The following is a 17618-nucleotide window of genomic DNA, read 5'->3' on the forward strand; positions in this document are numbered from 1 at the left end:
TCAGGCTCCGGCTCATCACGCTACAGGCGAACCTTTATTGCATCATTTTCTGCGCCGTGGAGATGATGCGCTCCTCAAGTGTATCCGCGAACTTGTCCGGATGCAGCGGGTTGGACCAGTACATGAGCGAACGAAAGGCCTCATAGCCCCCCTCCAGCAGCACGCGTCTGCTCGGAATGTAGGCGAGGATGTCGTTGCTGTAGCCTGCGACCCACAATGCTCCCGGCCCTTTGAACTCGCGCTTCAGGCGCAGCGAGTAGTCCACACACGTCTCACCGCTGAGAGCCACGAAGGTCAGGTCATGACCGAAATGCACCACCTGAAGCGGGTAGTCGTAGTGGTCGCGGAGTCCGCCGTTCTTGGTGGCATACAACCGCTTTTCATCCCACTTGCGCTGATAGACCTCGTAGCTTTTTTCATAGCCTTCACCTGTGCTCAGCCGTTTTTCGATCTGGTCTGCCGTGGGAATGGACTGGTAGTCGAGTCGTGTGGTCTGCCAGTCAATGCGAAGCGGGCCATGCAGCGGTTTTGGCTTCGCATCCAGCGCCGCCTCCACCGCCGTGGCGAGGCTTTGGCCGTGGCGCAGGCTGAAGATGGGACTGAAACGTGGATACGCGTTTTGATCACCCCCGCAGCCCATCATGAACAATGCGATGGTGCCTGGATGCGCCTCCTCGATCAACTGCTGCGCATGACCTGCATAGTCACCGTGCCATTGCTTGATGCTCATGGATGTGTTGTGGCAGGCGTAGCCAAACACGATGGCGCTCAGCCTGCCTGCCGTGGTTTGAACCGTAAGCACGGGCACATCGTGATCCACCACGCCCTCGGGATTTGGGCTGTTCAAGTAGGGATCTCCGGCGGGCTTGTCGCTCTTCAGCCTGCGGTTCATGGCGAAGCCGCAACGTGCATGGCCGTAACTGATCGTGGCTGGCTCAAGGTGCTGCAATGACTCGCCGATGGCGGCGACGATCCTGTCCCTCAGCCATGCGTTGTAGCGCAGGCAGCGCTCCTTCCGAAGCGGATCGGTGAAGCTCATGAATTCGAGCTCGGTGTAGCGCAGTTCCGGGCCACAATGCGTATGCGAGCAGTTCAACAGCAGCGCTTTCTCCGGCAGGCCAAACTTTGTCTTCGCGGCCTCCGCCACTGCATCGCGAAGCTGAGCTGTCACCTCAACTAGATCGAGCGTGACCATCACGAAGCGTTCCCCCTGCGCATCCTGAAGCGCCAGCGCCTTTGCGTGCAGCTCCATCGCCGTTCCCTCTGCGGGAACCTCACGGTTTGCGAAACCGGCGAGATACATCGGCTCTGTCGGAGTTATCACCGTTTTGGCGGCCGCTGCTTTCCATTCGGGCGTCTGTGCTGAGGTCTGAAGAACAAAGGCGAAAGCGAAGGCAAGGATCGGGAAAACGGGCTTCATGATCGGAATCATACGCATCAAGCAAAGCGGATATGCCAAGCTGATGTTTGGAATGACAGGGATCGAGGATTATGGGAGCCTGCGGACGCCGTCTGCGGCGGAGCAGCGCTGAAAACGCTGCTGGAGGGCACGGTGTGGGAAGAAGACGATGGATTTGCTGCCCGGATTGGTGGTGCAGTAACCCAGGGCGGTGCTCGCTCAGGCTCGCTTGCCCTGGGCTGCGATAGGCCGCACCTTTGGTGCTGATGTGTGCCGGGACCAGGTGTGATTACCACTGCTCGTGGACATGTGAAACAGGCGCGAAAACCTGCCTTAACCAAGTGCCATTCATGACTGGGTTTCGCTTCTGACGACGGAGAACCTTGGCTGAACGATTACTCGCGCTTGCTCAACAGATACTTGAGCAGCTCCAGGGCTTTGCGCTCGGGGAGGGATTCGAGGAGGCCGGGGGGCATGAGGGAGACGGGCATTTTCTGGCGGTCTTTGAGATCGGCCTTGGAGATGATGACCGATTCCGTGACTGTGCGGGCGGTGATGGCGGTGTTTGTCTCCTGCTCAATGACGCCGGAGATAACGCTGCCGTCTTTCTTTGTGAGGACGTGGAGCTGGAAGTTGTCGCCCACAACGGCATTGGGGTCGATGATGTTCTCGAGGAAGTAGTCGAGGCCGTTGCGCCAGGATCCGGCGAGGTCGGGGCCGAGCTTGCCGCCGACGCCGCCCATGGCGTGGCAGACGGCGCAGACTTGCTTGAAGGTTTCTTCGCCTGACCTGGCATTGAATGCCCAGAGTGGGGCGGATTGATAGGCTTTCTTGAATTTGGCGATGCTGGCTTTGGCGGCTTCGCTGGAATCGTTTACCTTGCCCCAGGTGGCATCGAGCAGGGTGTTGATCTCGGCGTTGTTCAGATTGCGCATCTGGCGGATTTGCAGGGAGCTCAGATATTTCTTTTCGAAGGTGCCTGATTTGACGGCGGTGAGCAGCGGCAGGGCGAGTTCGGCGCGGCTGGTGAGGGTGCCGAGGGCGGCGCTGCGGTCGGTGTCGTTGAGTTTGGAGAAGCGGCTCATGAGCGCTGTGGCCGTGGCGGGATCGCTGGAGCGAGAGAGAAGAGGGATGACGGTGCTGGTGAAGGCGGGCTGATCGAGGAGTTTGGCGAAGATGGGTGTGGCTTCGGTGTCGTTGACGCGCTTGAGGAGATCGAAGGCGGTGCGGCGCTGGGGCAGTGGCTGAGAGTCATCGGCGAGGATGCCGCGCATTTTGGCGAGCACGGCTTTGTCGCCGAAGAGGGCGGAGAGCTGATCGGAAGTAGCGCCGGGGAATTTGGTTTGCAGTTGCGGCCAGGCTTTGGGCATGGCGGCTTTGGCTTCGTCCTTCATGCCGAAGGCGAGGATTTTGAGATCGCGCTCGGTATGGATGGTGGGGATGAGAGCATCGCGGCCTGCGGGAGTCGTGGAGGCGAACCAGCGGATGGAATCGGCGAGAGATGGGAGAGGTGTTTTGGCGGCGAGGGCGAGGCCGCGGGGCCAGTCTTCGGCAATGATGCGGCCGAGGCCGAACCAGATCATCTTGGGGAGGAAGCGGTCGTCTTTGTCTTCGCCGTGCATGGCGAGGGCGGAGGCGACTTCCCAGACGGTTTTGGTGTCGAGATTTGGCAGTGCTGAAGCGAGGGCGAGGCGGACGGTGGGTGAGGGGTCGGTCTGGGCGAGCTTGAGGAGGGTGGCGGCGCTGAGCTTGGGCTTGCCGGGTTCTTCGGTGGCGAGCTGGATGGCCCAGGAGCGGATAACGTCGTCTTTGTCCGTCAGTTTTTTTGCAAAGTGCTCTTCCAGACGAGTTAAACCTTCAGTAGTGAAGATCGTAGGATTGTAGATAGCAGGCGCGATCCAAAGCATGCTCAGCTTACGGTCGCGGTCGGGGTGTGAAGGAGAGTCATTCAGTGTGAAGTATCGGCCAAGGAATTGTCTTTGTGGCTCTGTTGGGTTGCTTGCCATCTCCCGAATCATCTTTCGCCCCATCCGCGCGGCCCACTCTGCATCGATTTTGGAAGTTGGAGCCTCAGGTTCGAAGATATTCCGCCCTGACACCACAGAACCGTCCCTAAACGCTCCGGCAAGCCACTCCAGCCCCGTCAAATCCACCTTCACCGGCTTGTAAGTCTCTTTCCATGAGATGCGATAGATGCGGCCGTTGGTGCGGTCCCATTTTTCGTCTTCGGGGTTGTGGCAGTGCTGGGTGTCGGTCCAGTCGATGACATAGACGGCACCATCGGGGCCGGTCTGGAGATCGACGGGGATGTAGTCGGGAGCGGGGCTGTAGAGGAGGTCGTAACCGGCGTGGAAGGTTTCGTAACCGCTGCCGGTGCGGACCATGTGCTGCTGATTGATCTGATGGCCGTGGAGGTTGTGCGTGAAGAGGTGGTCGCGGTAGATGGCGGGCCAGTTGTCGCCGTTGTAGATCAGGGTACCGACGTGGGAGTGGCCGCCATAGACGGCGGTGGTGCCGGGCTTGCCTGCGCCGCCTTCGCCGCTGTCGTAACGGGCGGAGGCGGGGAGGAAGTTTTGCAGATCGGGGGCGAAGTCGGGCGCGGTGGCGGAGATGAAGGGGGCGTATTTGCTGTTCGCCTGATTCCAGAAGTGGCCGTTGCGGATGGCGTTTGTGGTGCCGCCTTTGCCCCAGAAGCTGCGGCAGTGGGTCATGAAGAAGTGGCCGTTGCTGTTGTAGTCGAGGCCCCACTGATTGCTGCCGCCGTGGCAGAAGATTTCGAAGACATGGCGAACGGGGTGGTAGCGCCAGACGCCGGCGTTCATAGGGATGCGCTGGTCATCGGGCGTGCCGGGCTTGCCGATGAGTGACTGGGTGAAGACGCCCTGATTGCCGTAGAGCCACCCGTCGGGGCCCCAGGTGAAACTGTTGAGGGTTTCGTGGGTGTCCTGGTAGCCCCAGCCGTCGAGGAGGATGTGGGCGGTGAAGTTGAGGCCGGGGACTTGTGCGATGGGAAGGGTTCCTGCGTTACTCGGGCCAGGAATGGCCCGGGTACTGGGGAGGGGCTTGTCGCCGTCTCGGGGGATGAAGAGCAGATAAGGAGCTGCGCCGATCCAGACGCCGCCGAAGCCGACTTCGATGCCGCTGACGAGGTTCAGGCCTTCGCAGAAGATTTTCTTGGTTTCGAAGGACCCATTGCCATCGCTGTCTTCGAAGATGCTGATGCGGTCCTTCCCCTGCCCTTCGGGCTGGCGATTGGGGTAGCTGAAGGCCTCAGCCACCCACATGCGGCCACGCTCATCGAAGCAGAAGGCGATGGGCTGGCGTACGTCCGGCTCGGCGGCGATGAGCTCGACCTGGAAGCCGTCCTGCAATTTCATACCAGCAACGAGTTTTTGGGCAGCTTCGTCTTTGATGCTGGTGGGTTTGGCGGGATTGGGCAGGAGGTGCCAGAGGACGGGGCTTTCATCGCCACGCTTGGAGCGGTCTGCGCTGATGCTCGGAGCTGCGATGGCGAAGGTGGGCTTTTGATCGTGGAAGACGAAGTCGTCGAAGTTCACGTGGCCCCAGCCGGCCTTGGACTGGTCGATGATGCGGATGAAGATGCGTTTGCCGGCGACGGTCTTCGCATCGGCGGCTGCGCCGATGAGGAAGCTGGCCCAAGGATGAGACGCAACAAAGCTGGTGGAGGTGAGAGTGCCGGTGCCTTTGTCGCCGAGGCGCTCGTAGCCGCCGAGCCAGAATTTGCCGGCGTGCTGGGAGTTGCCGCGTTTGCGGGTGGCGACGGTGTCGCCTTCGATGGGCTGCTTGTCCCAGGCATCCCCTTCGGCTTTCCAGCCGGAGAGGGTGCCGGTTTCGAAGCCGAGATTGAGCTCGGCGGGCGGTGAGATGGAGGGGACGTCGGCAGTGATGGGACTGCGGGCAGGAATGCCCGCGGTACTGCGCTGCGGCATGGCGGTTTTGCCGAGGTGGGTGAGCTGGATGTTGCGGAATTGAATTTTTGCAGGCCCGGGGCCGCTGTGGAGCTGGAAGGCGATCTTGCCGCTCCATTCGGCGGCTTTGGCTTCGTGGTCATCGAGCACGCTCATGAGGATGTCGTTCACGCGAACCTCGACGTGCGATGCGGTGGCGGTGATCTGGTACTTGTTCCAGTCGTTTGCCTTGATGACGCTGGCGAGGCTCTTCGGCTCAGCGAAGACATCGGCCCATCGGCGGCCATCGGGTGCGATGCTCACGCGTGAACCGCGCTCGACGAGAAGCGCACGGCCGTGCTCATCGTAGATGCGGCCGAGCCAGACGGCGCCTTGATCGAGATCGGCCTGATAGCCGCTGGCGTGGCCGTCCGGGCTTTGCTGGCAGCGGTACTGAATGCCGGAATTGGCACTGGGGCCGCCGGTGATGCGGAACTCGACGGTGAGATCGAAGTCGTGTACCTCGCCATCCCAGAAGATCCACTCATTGCCTTTGAGCTGCTGGTTCGCGGGAATTTCACCGGTGATGGCGCCGTCTTCCACACGCCAGTGCTCGGCCTTGCCAGACCAGTGCGAGAGCGTCTTGCCGTCGAAGATCGATTCAGCGTGAAGCAGCGGTGCTGCCAGCAGGAGGGCGCAGAGAAGTTTCATGGCGGTCGGAGCAGGGTTGGCAACCTGCTTATACAACCACCGGCCTCAGCATGATACAGACATGATTTTGGCCGAATCGGACATGAAGGTCACTTTTTCAGCACACTGCTCACAAAGGTATCCAGCGCTTTCGTGGCGGGATCATCGGGGAGGCCGAGGTCGTTGTTAAGCTTGGAATGGTTGGTGTCCTTGCCGCCAAAAACAGTGGTAGGCACGCCGGCTTCCTTCAAGGCATTGCCAAGGCGGGCGGCCTGGGCGCCGGTGTCCGGATGTGCGGCCACGTACAGGATGAGGAAGGGCGGGATGCCCTTGCCTTTGGCGATGTGGGTGACGGCGGAGAAGTCGATGTGCTTCTCGGGAGTGCCGCCGAATTTTTCGCGGTGGCCGTTCACGCGGGGTGGCAGGTGGTGGACGCGCAGGCGGGTCTCGGCTGTTTCGATGATGGCGGGGACGTCGTAGGTATCGCCGTCCACGGGAACGCAGCCGATGAGGCAGTCGAAGGACGCGCCTTCGGCTTTCAAATAGCGGTCATCGGTGCAAAGAAGAGCGGCGAGCTGGGCACCGGCAGAGTGGCCGCCGACGAGCACGCGCTTGGGATCGCCACCGTATTCGGCGATGTGTTTTTCCATCCAGCCGAAGGCCTTGGCGACATCGCGGGTGAGGGTGCCCATGTCCACCTCGGGGAGGAGGCGGTAGTTCATGGCGAGAAAGACGAAGCCTTTGTCCATGAACCACTGCGGCTTGAGGGCCACGTCCGATTTGTCTCCCTGCTGCCAGCCGCCGCCGTGAATCCAGAAGACGACCGGAAGATTTTTGGCGTTCGGCGGGGAGTAAACATCCAGCACGTGGCGCGCGTGGCCATCCTCCATGTAGGGAATGTTGGATTTCACGTTCTGGGAAAACGCGGTGGCGGCAAACGCGAGAGTGGCGAGGAGGACGAGTTTCATGGTTGATAGAACTTGTGACCAATACGCTGGCATTCCGGCTTACTTCCGCGCAGGCACGTACTTCGCGACATCGCGCAGGGCGATGACTTTGCAGCCTTCGTCCTTGAGGTGCTGCATGTAGGCTTCGAACTTGGCGGGGTCGGTGTTGACCCAGGGGTGCTTGATGTCAGGCACGCCGTGGAAGGTCATGACGGCGATCCTGCCGTCCTTGGCCTGAGCGACGGCGGCCTTGAATTGCTCGAGCGTGCTATCCGGTTTGCCGTCAAAGGCTTGTGGCAGGGTGAGAGGATCGTCTGTGGCGGGGTCGTAGGCTCTGGCGCCGCCGGCACGGGCGAACTGGTAGCCGCGCTCGCGCAGGAGCTTGACGGCCGGTTCGCTGGTCTGATAGCCGGGGAAGCAGAAGCTGACGGGCTTGGGAATGCCGTATTTGACGCACTGCTGCTCGATGAACTCCACATCCGCGGCGAGCTGGTCGGGCTTCTGCTTTGCCACACCGGCGTGCTTGCGGGTGTGGTTGCCGATTTCGAATCCGTCTGTGTCGAGAGCTTTGATCTGCTCCCAGGTCATGTAGTGCTCCTTGTCCACGAGGAACTCGAAGCCTTCGGTGATGAAGAAGGTGGCGCCGAAGCCGTGCTTTTTCAGCAGAGGCGCGACGAAGGTGGCGTGGCTGGCCACGGAGTCATCGAAGGTGAGAACGACGATGCGCTCCGCAGCGGGTTCGACAGCCGTGGTGCGCCAGGCGAAAGTGAGCGTGAGCAGGAGGGCGGCGATGGCGAGATGTGCGGGCTTCATGCGAGGTCACTTCACTTTCCAGATTTTCACGTCGTCGATCCACACGGTGCTGGGCACAAGGAAGCTGAACCAGCGCTTCATGGGATGGGCGTAGCCTTCCGAATGGTGGCTGGCGAGCACTTTGCCATCCACACTGAGGCGCATTTCATCGCCTTCGGTGACGAGGACGAGCTCGTGCCATTCATGGTCGGCCTTCCACGGGACGACGACCTTTTTGGAATTGAGCAGGGCTTCCAGGTCGGCAGGCAGCTTTTCTTTGCGGGCCAGGAAGTCATCGCGCTTCTTCTTGACCTCCAGATTCATGACGCCTGTTTTGTGGTCGATGAGGGTGATGCTGCTCTGGCTGAGAATGCCGTAGCAGAGGTGGCCGGCGTGCACGCCTTTCAGCTCGCGGTCCACAAAGCCAAGCTGGAGTGATTCGCCGGGATTGAGACCGGGGAAGCGGAAGCGCACGACCGCTCCGCCATCGGTGAAGCCGGCCTCGTGATGGATATGGGCGGCATGACCGGCCTTCTTTGTGGCGCTGGCGATTTTCAGGATGCCGCCGTCGAGATCTGCCATCTTGATCTGCGGCACACGGTCGGCCGTAGCGCTGTTCCAGCCGTTGCCGATGGCCTTGGCGAGATTGCCGTTTTCTTCGCGCTCAAAGGCGTCGTGGAAGATCATCTGGCCTTTTTCGCGAAGCCAGGCGGCATCGTCGCCGGCCATGGCTGTGAGGGGCAGAAGCGCTGAGGCGAGGAGGATCGAGAGAGAACGTTTCATGGATTTACGGAGCAGGTTCCACGTCAATGTAGAAGCCGCTGAGCTTGGGCGCATCATGCATATAGAGAAGCCGGCCGGGGCTGATCTCGCGGATGCTGGTGTAATTGAAGCCGGTTCTTTCAGAAATCACATGATGGGAGGGCCAGGTCTTGCCGCCATCCAGGCTGAACATGAGGCAGCTCGCAGGGCGGCCGTAACTGCAAGCAAGCACGCCGTTGCTCATCAGCACGAGATCGGGGAGGACTTTGCCGACTTCGAGATCAACGGGCTGGCTCCAAGTTTTGCCCCCGTCGTGAGAGAACATCTGCCGCATGAGTGAATTGCGGTCGCCGCGAATGACGGCGGTCTGTTCGGTGGCGCTGAGGCGCACGACGGCCGGCTCGCCGCCGGGACCCACGACAGAGAAATGCGTCCATGTTTTGCCTTCGTCCGTGCTGCGCATGAGGTGGGACCAGCGCTCGGTGCTGTTGCGGCCGGTTGGAAGTTTCACCGATTTTCGGCTCCAGACCACCATGGTGATGCCGCCGTCATCATCGTTCCAGATGTGGCGTTCGCAGATGGTCTGGTCGCTTTTGGATTCATTGGCGTACTGCTTTGGCAGGATGATCTCATTGTCCACCATGGTGAAACTGGTGGCGTCTGCATTGAGCCGCACGGTCTTGCCCACGACGCGGCCGTCTGGCTGGGTGCGAGTCCAGCGCGAGATGCCGAGGATGGTGCCATCCGGGCGGCGGAGGCAGGGCAGCGGGGTGGTGTCGATCTGGTCGAGGCCGGGGATGGGAGTCCAGCTTTTGCCCGCATCGGTGGATTTGAGCAGGCCGTAGGGCTCGTAGAAAGCATCAGGTCCCTGAGCGACGCTGGTGAGGAGAAGGCCCTTCCCCATGTCATAGAGATAGGGGCGCGTCTGCTTCACGTCTTCGCGGGGGATCTGCCATGGCTCGCTGACCTTGATCTTGACGGGGTCGGGCAGCGGAGGTGTGGCGGCTTTGCGCACGCCGAGTTTCACGGAGGACCACACGGCCTCGCCAGTGGCGGCTTTGGCGCTGGATCCGAATTGAATGAAGGGCTCGGGTGAATCGGCAGGTTTCCAGAAGGCATTCTGGCCCACGATCTTCTGCACGCCGTCCACCCACATGCTCATCTCGGTCTTTTTAATGACGAGACGATAGGTGTGAAAACGGTTCGCTGTGTCCATCGGGATGAAGCGGTCCGTGAAGCTGGTGGCCTGTGCGGGGAACAGGACCAGCCCCTCCTGATGATGGCCATCGCTGACCTGGACCATGACCGGAGCGCCATCGCGCCAGGGCCAGAGCGAGGTGGCGGGTTTTTTCTTTTGCGAGCCGGTGATGGCCCCGGTTTTTACCGTGGCCTCCACGATGATTTCGTCCCCAGGATGCGCAGCCCACGGAGCACGGAAGTGTCCGAATTCATTGCCATCGTCCGCGATGCGCAGGCCCTCCGCCTCGACCTTGGCGTTCGTTTTGCCGACGGTGGTCCAGGGAGCCTCGGGCAGAGTTTTGCCTTCGTAGGTGATGAGCCAGGTGATGTCATCCGCGGCAAAGAGCGGGCTGCTCAGTGCCACCGCAGCGCATGAGAGAATCAGGAATTTCATGATGGAGATACCGAACTGCCGGTCACTTCTGCTTGGCGTCCTGTTTCTGCTTTGCTTTCTCAGCGGCGGCTTTGGCCCGGGCTTCAGCGGCTTTCTTCGCAGCCTCGATTCCGGCGGCCTCCAGCGGAGGCCAGGCGGCCTTGGCTTTGGCGAGTTCGGCGGTGTTGAGGCCAAAGGCCTGAAGCACGCCGATGGCCATGAGCTTGTTGCCCTCCACGTTCATGTGGACGCCATCGCTGGTGAGCACTTTTTCGTTGGGCTTGTTCTCGGACTTGAGGCGTTCCTGGAACATGGCGTTCAGGTCGGCGAGCGGGATTTTCTTTTCCTTCGCGAGCTGACGGAGGAAGGCATTGTAAGGAGCAAGCAGGCCGTTTTCTTTGCTGGCGGGGTTCTCCTGAATCACCGTGGCCGTCAGAATGACCGGCTTCACACCAGCGGCCTGTGCCTGATCGATGATGGCGGTGATGTTCTTTTTGTAGGTGCCGCGGGTGGTGACCTTGTCATCGTAAGTACCGGCCTTGGCCATGGCATCATCGAGAGGAACGCCGCGCTGGCCGTGCCAGACATCGTTCACGCCGCAGCTCAGCGTCATCCACTGAGGCTTTTTGCTGAGCACGTCTTTCTCGAGGCGGGCGAGCATTTGATCCGATTTATGACCTCCAATGCCCGCGGGCACAGCTTCAGCCTTGATGCCGTTGGCTTCCAGACCGGCCATCACGAGACGCACATATCCGGCGGGGTTGCCCCAGCCGCCGGCGGTGATGGAATCGCCGAGAAAGGCGATTTTATCGCCGTTTTTCACGGCGATTTCGGCCCGAGAGAATTGAGGAAGTGCGAGAACGGCGAGGAGAGGCAGGAGGCGGTGCATGATGACTGGGTGTGAATGTGAGATACAGCAGGCAAACGGTGTGCTGCACGCATCCTTTCCAGGGACTGCCGGTTCAGTGCACTGAAGCCGGCCACCATGACTCAAGCGGAGCCGGGGAGGTAGCGGAGTGCAGCGGGATGAATCCCGCGCTCCCAGGCCTGCGTTGCACTCAGGGCTTGAAGACAGCGATCTCCTTGGCCGTGGCGACATCCCAGGCGCGGAGGTTGCCGTCCTGATCGCCGCCGAGGACGACATCGCCGGACTTGGTGGTGGCGAGAGATTGGAGGAAGGCGGTGGAACCGGGGAGCTGTTTCACTTCGCCGCCGTCGCTGGTGATGAGACGGACTTTGGTGTCGCCCGCGCTGGTGGCGATCTGATCTGCAGCGCCAAGGTAGTGGATGCCGGTGACTTCCTTGTCCCAGCCATCGACGCTCTTGCGGCGGTCGCCGGTGGTCCAGTCCCAGACTTTGACGACATTGTCCGCACCGCTGCTGGCCAGCAGGCGGCCATCGGCACGCCATGAAACACCGAGCACGTGATGGGTGTGGCCTTCGAAAACTTTCACGACCTTGCCGGTGCTCAAGTCGGTGATGCGCACGGCTTTGTCGGCACCGCCGGAGGCGAGGAGTTTGCCATCGGGCGAGAAGTCGAGCGCAAAGACGCTGTCGAGATGGCGCTCGGCGTAGTTCGTGGTCAGTTTGCCGGTGGCGATGTCCCACAGGGTGATGTCGCCGCTGCGGGAGGGTTCGCCGCTGCCGATGGCGAGGGTTTTGCCATCAGGGCTGAAGGCGAGGCTGTTGGCGCGGTCGGTGATCTGGGATTTGCCATCGCCGGTGCCGAGCGTGCGCTCGAGAGTCCAGGTGGTGCCGGTGCTGCCGGGCACAATGGGTTTGCCGTTCACGGTGCTCCAGGCGAGAGGCGGGCCGCTGTCCTGCTCGGCGACGAGTTCGAGTCCGTTCGCGGAGAACTGGAGTGCCCTGGCTTTCTTCAGGCCGGTGGTGAGCGTTTTGGCGAAGAGGTCGCGATCTGCATTCGCCTTCTCCGCTGCTTTCTTCACGACTTCGAGGCGGGCCTTCGCATCGGCGACGGTCTGCTTCGCCTTCTTTTCGTTTTCGGTGACGAGCTTGATTTCATTCGCGGTGTCGGTGATGGCCGCTTCGGCGCGGGTGAGAGCCTCCTGCGCGAGCTTGAGGTCTGACGCCGCCTTCGTGGCCTTCTCCTGGGCCTCGGTGTTCTTTTTGGCGAGGGCCTCGTCGGGCTTGTCCTTCGGAGCCTTGGCGACCTGATCGGCGATTTCCTTTGCCGCTTTCTCCGCAGCGGCCTTCGCGTCTTCCTTCGGCTTGATGTCCTTCTTCTTGTCTTCGAGCGCCTTTTTCGCGAGGTCGGCGAGTTCGTTGGCCTTCTTCAGGCGGTTGCCCTGCTCGGTGGCGTCGGTCTCGGCTTTTTTGATGGCTTCGTTTTGATAGGTGACTTCCAGAGCGGCGCGCACGGCGGCGACATTGTGCTGAGCCGCGGTCTGCTCGGCAGCGAGGTCGGACTTGATGTGGGCGATGAGCTTGCCACCGGCGGTTTCGGTGAGCTTGATGGAATTGTCCGCCTCCTGGGTGGCGGTGAATTTGGCGGAAGGGGCGAAGGCGGGGACCGCGGGAGCACTGCGCTTCCAGAGCTTCACCTCACGGAAACTGCCGGTGGCGAGGCGCGTGCCATCGGGGCTGAAGACAAGGGACTGAACGAGATCGCGGTGAGCGACACCGGGCTGCTTGTAGAGGCCTGATTTGAGCAGCGTCTCATCGGTGAGGCGGGTGGCGAGGCTCTGTGTGGGCAGATGATAGATGCTGATCTGATTGGCACGGGCCGCGGCGGCATAGTCACCCGCGGGAGAGACGGCCACGGAGTAGATGGTGTGCAGGCCCGGCGGCAGCGGCTCCCAGGCGATGACGATCTCCTGTTTCGCCGAGGCTTTGGCGCCTTGATCGATCCACGCTTTGAAGAGCGCGAGCTGTTCGGGAGTGAGATTCACGGCGCCGACTTTGTTGCCTTTCGGCGGCATTTCGGAATCCCAGGTATGCGCGGCAGCCTGATACATGACGCTGTCCGCGCCTCTGCCGGGGATGATGCCTTTGTCGCTTTCGCCGCCTTTGGCCATGAGCTCAGGCGTCTCCATGTTGAGGCCTCCCTTGGTGGTGGTCTTGTTATGGCAGGCGATGCAGTTGTCCTTCAGGAACGGACGGACCTGTTTGTCATAGTCGATGGGAGCCGGGCTGGCGGCAATGACGAATGACGAATGCAGAATGACGAATGGAAGGATGAATCTCATTTCTTGGCGGGCTCCTTCACGCGGATGCGGATGGGGTTGGAACAGACGACGAAGGTGGCCTCCTTGGCGGCGGACTTGGCCGTGAGGTCCTTGACGAGTTTGTCGGCGGTGGTTTTGGCAGTGTCTGCGGTTTTAAGCGCGGCGGTGGCGGTTTTGACGAGCTCGGCCTTTTTGGGCGTGGCGTCGGCATTGGCGGCATCGAGCTGCTTTTTGGCAGCGGCTTGCGCTTCCGCGGCTTTTTTTGCATCGGCCTCCGCGGCGCTGAGCTCTTCGAGGCCGCGGCGGAATTTCATCTTCGCTGGGCCCTGCAGAATGAAGCCGTAGTCGCCGGGGGCGAGTTTGAGAGCTTTCACATCCAGCGTGAATTTGCCTGCATTCGCCTTGGCGGGAATATCGGCGTCGGGAGCTTTGGCGGTGTCGATGAGGCCGAGGGCCTTGAGCTTGAGGGCGTCGGTGAAATCGGCATGGCGGGTGATCTTGAGCGCGATTTCAAGCTTGGCATCGGCGGCGACTTCGAGGATGTCGGTCTTCTCCGTCTGCACGGATGCGGCGGCGGGCTGAGCGCTGACACCGAGCGCGGGGGAGCCGGTGGTGCGGTAGAGAACGTTGTCCCTGGCGGCGTCCGTGACAGGGAAGCACACGAAGCGGCTGTGAGGGATTTCGCTGAGAATGCTGGCGCCGGGAGGTGCATCGGCACTGGCCTGGAAGGCGAGGTAACCGAGCGACTGGCCTTTGCCGATGAAGCCGCCGAGGCAGGTGACACCCGCTGGGAGCTTCGCAGCCTTGAGTTCGAGGGGTTCGCTCAATGAGTTGCGGTTGGGCGCGATGATTTCCAGCGCGGCAATGCCGCCACGCGGGACATTGGCGCTGCCGAGTTCCGCGCCCTTGGTCTTGGCGCCAGGCAGGATGGCATTAAGCGCGATGAGCGGCGCGGGCTTCGGCGCTTCCTTGAGGATGCGGATTTCGAAGGGAAACGTGGTGTTGAAGTTGTCGCCGAGGGTGATGCGGAACGTTCCGTCCGCCTTGGCCTCGTAAGGATAGGAGGGATCGCGGTTGGGAATATTGATGTCCGGCACGGGTGTGATGGCGGGTGCGTCGGCGACTTCGGCCTGCGGCTTGAGGGCTTCCTTTCCAGCGGCGTCCTTGGTGAGATTTTCGATCACCAAATACGGATCGGTGGCCTGGCCAAGCTGGTGGGAATGCACCTCGATGATGAATTTCTCGCCGGTCTTGAATGAGAGATCGAAGACCTGTGGCAGACCATGCGGGAGGAAGGTGTCACGAATGGTCTGGCCGATCTGGATGGGGCGCACCGCGCCCGGCTTGCCGGCCGCAATGACCGGTGGCGGCGCGGGTGAGAGGGCAATGCAGAAGCCATAGTCATCGCCCGCGCGGTACATGAGCTCATTGAAGCGCAGCCTGTAGCTGGCGGTGGCCGGCGCGGTGAAGGTGAGAACACCGCCGCGCATGCGGGCGAGTTCCCGCCCCGTGGAATCGCTCAGCGTACCGAGAAGCTCGGTACGTGTGTCGAAACGACGGCCGTCAAAAGTCGCAGTGAGATGCTGGCCTTGCTTCAGTTCGATGGTGAACCATTGCGGGGAGCTGGATTTGAAGGCACCCTGAATAACCGAACCCAGCGCCACCTTGAGGGCTTTGTCCGGGCTGGCGTTTGCCCCCGAGGAGACCACGGAATCGAGCGTGCTGACTTCAAACACGCGCGGATTGGAGACGCCGTAATGACCGAGAAAACGGAAGTCGTACAAGGCGGGCTTTAAGTCCGCGGGCAGCGTGACGCTGAGGAGGTTGGGCTTGATGCTTTTGACCGGAATGACGCGGTCATTGAGCAGGACCGACTGGGGAGCGTCGAGATCGGAACCGCGCAGGGTGAGCTCGAGGGTGGCGCCGGGTTTGGCACCGAGGGGTGAGATCGATGTGAGTGTGGGAGAGGGGAAGGTGGCCTGGGAGAATGCCGGGGCGGCGAAGGCCAGCAGGACTGAAAATTGTAAACTGAAAACTGAGAACTGAAAATTGGAGAGGGGCATGATACGGGGAGCTTAGTGATTGAACAGGAACTCCTTGGTGTTCAGCAGCGCCCAGAGGATGTCTTCATAGGCCTCCTTCTTGCCTTTGAAGGCTTCATCCCCGGTTTTGCCCGCCGTTTTTTTATCGAGATGCGTGTGGGCGAATTTGATTTCGTTGGCGTTGGGGTCGCGGCTGAGGGCGATGTGGTAGAGATCGGAGATCTTGTCATCGTCAGGGCGGGTGTCCTTGGTGAGGGTATCGGCGCGGCCATTGCCACGGGAGAGCTGGGTCTGGATTTCGGCGGCGTTCAGCAGGTGCAGGCTCTGGGCGAGGCTGGCCTCCTGCGTGCGCTCGCACTCGCAGGCACTGGAGGAGTCAGGGCGGCCAAAGACGCTGAGGAAGTAGGTGCTCTGGTTGTAGCTGTTGTCCGGCAGTGCGACGGCACGAGTGCCGGGGGCCTGGCCAGCGAAGGCGGTCTGCACATCGAGCAGGGTGTTGACGGAGTCGTAGAGGACTTCAGCATTCAGGCGCTTCGGATAGTAGCGGCTGAAGTTCTGGCGGTCCCGGGCATTGTGCGCGTTGGGAACAGCGCTGAGCTGGTAGGTGGTGGAATTGGTGATGGTGCGGATGAGGTGCTTGAGGTCGTAGCCGCTCTTCACGAAGTCCCCTGCGAGGGCGCTGAGCAGCTCCGGATTCACGGGCGGATTGGTCTCGCGCATGTCGTCCTCGGGCTCGACGAGGCCGCGATTGAAGAAGTGCTTCCAGTAACGGTTCACCAGGGTGTGAGCGAAGAACGGGTTCTCCTTCTGGCTCATCCATTCAGCGAGGGCCAGACGGGGATCCTGCTCGGGCTTCAGCTTCAGGGCCTGGCCGCCGAGACTGGTGGGCATGACGGCCTCCTTGGTGCGGATGTTGGTGGTCTGAGCGGTGCCGCGTTTGTTGAAGATCATCTCCTCGCCCACAAAGGTGGAGGGCTTGCGACTGACATTGCTGAAGAAGGCGGCGAAACCGTAGTAGTCCTGCTGGCTCCACTTCTCAAAGGGATGATGATGGCACTGCGCGCACTGCATGCGCGTGCCGAGGAAGAGCTGCGCCACGTCCTCCATCTGCTGCTTCATCTCCTTCACCTGACGATACCAGGCAACGGGGGGATTCTGATCAAGATCCCCGGAGGCGGAGACGACTTCACGAACGAACTGATCGTAGGGCTTGTTGTCCGCGATGCTGTCGCGAATCCAGGAGTAGAAAAGGTAGCTGCCGCGTGCGAAAACGGGCTGGGTGCGCTGGTTGCGCAGGAGGGCGCTCCACTTGTTGGCGAAGTATTCGGCGTAGTCCGGGCTGTCGAGCAGACGATCAATGAGAGCGCTGCGCTTGGCGGCATCTTTGGAGGCCATGAAGTCCTTCATTTCCGCGGCGGTGGGCAGACGGCCGGCGATGTCGAGCGTGACGCGGCGGATGAAGGTGCCGTCGTCAGCGATGTCTGAAGGCGGCATGCCGATGGTCTTCAGCTTGGCGAAGACGAGATCGTCCACAAAGCCGCGGGAGGCGGGCAGTTTTTCCACCGGAGCGCCGAGCGGCACGGTGGCGCGGAAGGTGGAGACCTTGCCCTGATAGCGGACCATCACGGCCACATCACCGGGGAGATCAAAGAGCTGCACGCGGCCGGTCTCCGTGGTTTCGGCCATGGCTTTTTCATTGGCCTCATACAGGGCGCGTTTGGTGACATCGCGGGTGCTGCCGTCGGTGTAATGAGCGGTGACCTTGAGCTGCTGCGCGCCTTTGAGCGGCATGGTGAGCTTCGCAGGCTCCACGCTGATGCTGGCCATCTTCGGATCTGTGTCCTTGCCGTAGGGCATGCCCTCGCGGATCCAGCGCGCCAGGTCGGCGTAGTCTTCTGAACTGGGGTCGAGCTTTTTGCCGCCGCCGTGGGGAAGCTGGGCGGTGCCTTTGGTCAGCAGCAGGCTCTGCTCCGCCGAAGCCGGAAACACACGGCGTCCGCGCGCCTCCTTGACGATGTGCTCGTAGTCTTCCTGGGGCTCAAAGCCGAGCAGGGAGAGCTTGAAGCCGTTCTGGCCGCCCGACTTGCCGTGGCAGCCGCCGGAGTTGCAACCGCCCTTGGTGAGGATGGGCACGATGTCGTTGGCAAAGTTCAGCGGGCGCGGAGCCTCCGCCGCGAGACAGGGTGCAGCTGCGGACAAGGCGGCGATGAGGAAGAAGCGTGGCGGATTCATGACAGCAAGAACCTACGCAGCAGGAAAGCATATTTTGTCGTCTCAAACT

10 protein-coding genes are annotated in these 17618 nt (G+C 61.4%); all 10 read right to left on the reverse strand.

What is annotated here, in order from left to right; genetic code table 11:
• Nucleotides 1-34: 34 nt before the first annotated feature.
• The 10 genes from ACILSQ_RS12145 to ACILSQ_RS12190 all read right to left on the reverse strand — a co-directional run bounded on the left by ACILSQ_RS12145 (nt 35) and on the right by ACILSQ_RS12190 (nt 17569).
• Nucleotides 35-1420: a neutral/alkaline non-lysosomal ceramidase N-terminal domain-containing protein gene (locus ACILSQ_RS12145; RefSeq protein WP_395743898.1), complete on the reverse strand. Its 1386-nt coding sequence runs from the start codon at nt 1418-1420 to the stop codon at nt 35-37.
• 374 nt (nt 1421-1794) lie between these two features.
• Nucleotides 1795-6018, reverse strand: coding sequence for a PVC-type heme-binding CxxCH protein (locus tag ACILSQ_RS12150; protein WP_395743899.1), 4224 nt, complete (start codon nt 6016-6018; stop codon nt 1795-1797).
• An 89-nt stretch (nt 6019-6107) separates the two neighbouring features.
• Complete coding sequence (locus tag ACILSQ_RS12155) at nt 6108-6965, reverse strand: alpha/beta hydrolase (protein ID WP_395743900.1); 858 nt, start codon at nt 6963-6965, stop codon at nt 6108-6110.
• Between the two features lie 39 nt (nt 6966-7004).
• Nucleotides 7005-7757, reverse strand: coding sequence for a polysaccharide deacetylase family protein (locus ACILSQ_RS12160; RefSeq protein ID WP_395743901.1), 753 nt, complete (start codon nt 7755-7757; stop codon nt 7005-7007).
• Between the two features lie 6 nt (nt 7758-7763).
• Nucleotides 7764-8519, reverse strand: a complete 756-nt coding sequence (locus tag ACILSQ_RS12165) for a hypothetical protein (RefSeq protein WP_395743902.1) — start codon at nt 8517-8519, stop codon at nt 7764-7766.
• A gap of 4 nt (nt 8520-8523) precedes the next feature.
• On the reverse strand, nt 8524-10131 hold the full coding sequence (locus tag ACILSQ_RS12170; RefSeq protein WP_395743903.1) for an exo-alpha-sialidase: 1608 nt from the start codon (nt 10129-10131) through the stop codon (nt 8524-8526).
• A gap of 22 nt (nt 10132-10153) precedes the next feature.
• On the reverse strand, nt 10154-10999 hold the full coding sequence (locus ACILSQ_RS12175) for an SGNH/GDSL hydrolase family protein (RefSeq protein WP_395743904.1): 846 nt from the start codon (nt 10997-10999) through the stop codon (nt 10154-10156).
• Between the two features lie 169 nt (nt 11000-11168).
• Nucleotides 11169-13316, reverse strand: a complete 2148-nt coding sequence (locus tag ACILSQ_RS12180) for a c-type cytochrome domain-containing protein (protein ID WP_395743905.1) — start codon at nt 13314-13316, stop codon at nt 11169-11171.
• A complete protein-coding gene (locus tag ACILSQ_RS12185; protein ID WP_395743906.1) occupies nt 13313-15358 on the reverse strand; it encodes a hypothetical protein in 2046 nt (681 codons plus the stop codon). Before ACILSQ_RS12185 ends, ACILSQ_RS12180 begins: the two co-directional genes overlap by 4 nt.
• Before the next feature lie 12 nt (nt 15359-15370).
• Nucleotides 15371-17569 carry a DUF1549 domain-containing protein gene (locus ACILSQ_RS12190; RefSeq protein ID WP_395743907.1) on the reverse strand — a complete coding sequence of 733 codons (2199 nt, stop codon included), beginning with the start codon at nt 17567-17569 and terminating at the stop codon, nt 15371-15373.
• Nucleotides 17570-17618: the final 49 nt, after the last annotated feature.

This window comes from Prosthecobacter sp. (genome assembly GCF_044227185.1).
GTDB lineage: Bacteria > Verrucomicrobiota > Verrucomicrobiia > Verrucomicrobiales > Verrucomicrobiaceae > Prosthecobacter.

Excerpts from the sequence above, each read along its gene's own strand:
- ACILSQ_RS12155 (WP_395743900.1), bottom strand. The coding sequence starts at position 6,965 with ATGAAACTCGTCCTCCTCGCCACTCTCGCGTTTGCCGCCACCGCGTTT.
- ACILSQ_RS12160 (WP_395743901.1), bottom strand. The coding sequence starts at position 7,757 with ATGAAGCCCGCACATCTCGCCATCGCCGCCCTCCTGCTCACGCTCACT.
- ACILSQ_RS12185 (WP_395743906.1), bottom strand. The coding sequence starts at position 15,358 with ATGCCCCTCTCCAATTTTCAGTTCTCAGTTTTCAGTTTACAATTTTCA.
- ACILSQ_RS12150 (WP_395743899.1), bottom strand. The coding sequence starts at position 6,018 with ATGAAACTTCTCTGCGCCCTCCTGCTGGCAGCACCGCTGCTTCACGCT.
- ACILSQ_RS12165 (WP_395743902.1), bottom strand. The coding sequence starts at position 8,519 with ATGAAACGTTCTCTCTCGATCCTCCTCGCCTCAGCGCTTCTGCCCCTC.
- ACILSQ_RS12170 (WP_395743903.1), bottom strand. The coding sequence starts at position 10,131 with ATGAAATTCCTGATTCTCTCATGCGCTGCGGTGGCACTGAGCAGCCCG.
- ACILSQ_RS12175 (WP_395743904.1), bottom strand. The coding sequence starts at position 10,999 with ATGCACCGCCTCCTGCCTCTCCTCGCCGTTCTCGCACTTCCTCAATTC.
- ACILSQ_RS12145 (WP_395743898.1), bottom strand. The coding sequence starts at position 1,420 with ATGAAGCCCGTTTTCCCGATCCTTGCCTTCGCTTTCGCCTTTGTTCTT.
- ACILSQ_RS12180 (WP_395743905.1), bottom strand. The coding sequence starts at position 13,316 with ATGAGATTCATCCTTCCATTCGTCATTCTGCATTCGTCATTCGTCATT.
- ACILSQ_RS12190 (WP_395743907.1), bottom strand. The coding sequence starts at position 17,569 with ATGAATCCGCCACGCTTCTTCCTCATCGCCGCCTTGTCCGCAGCTGCA.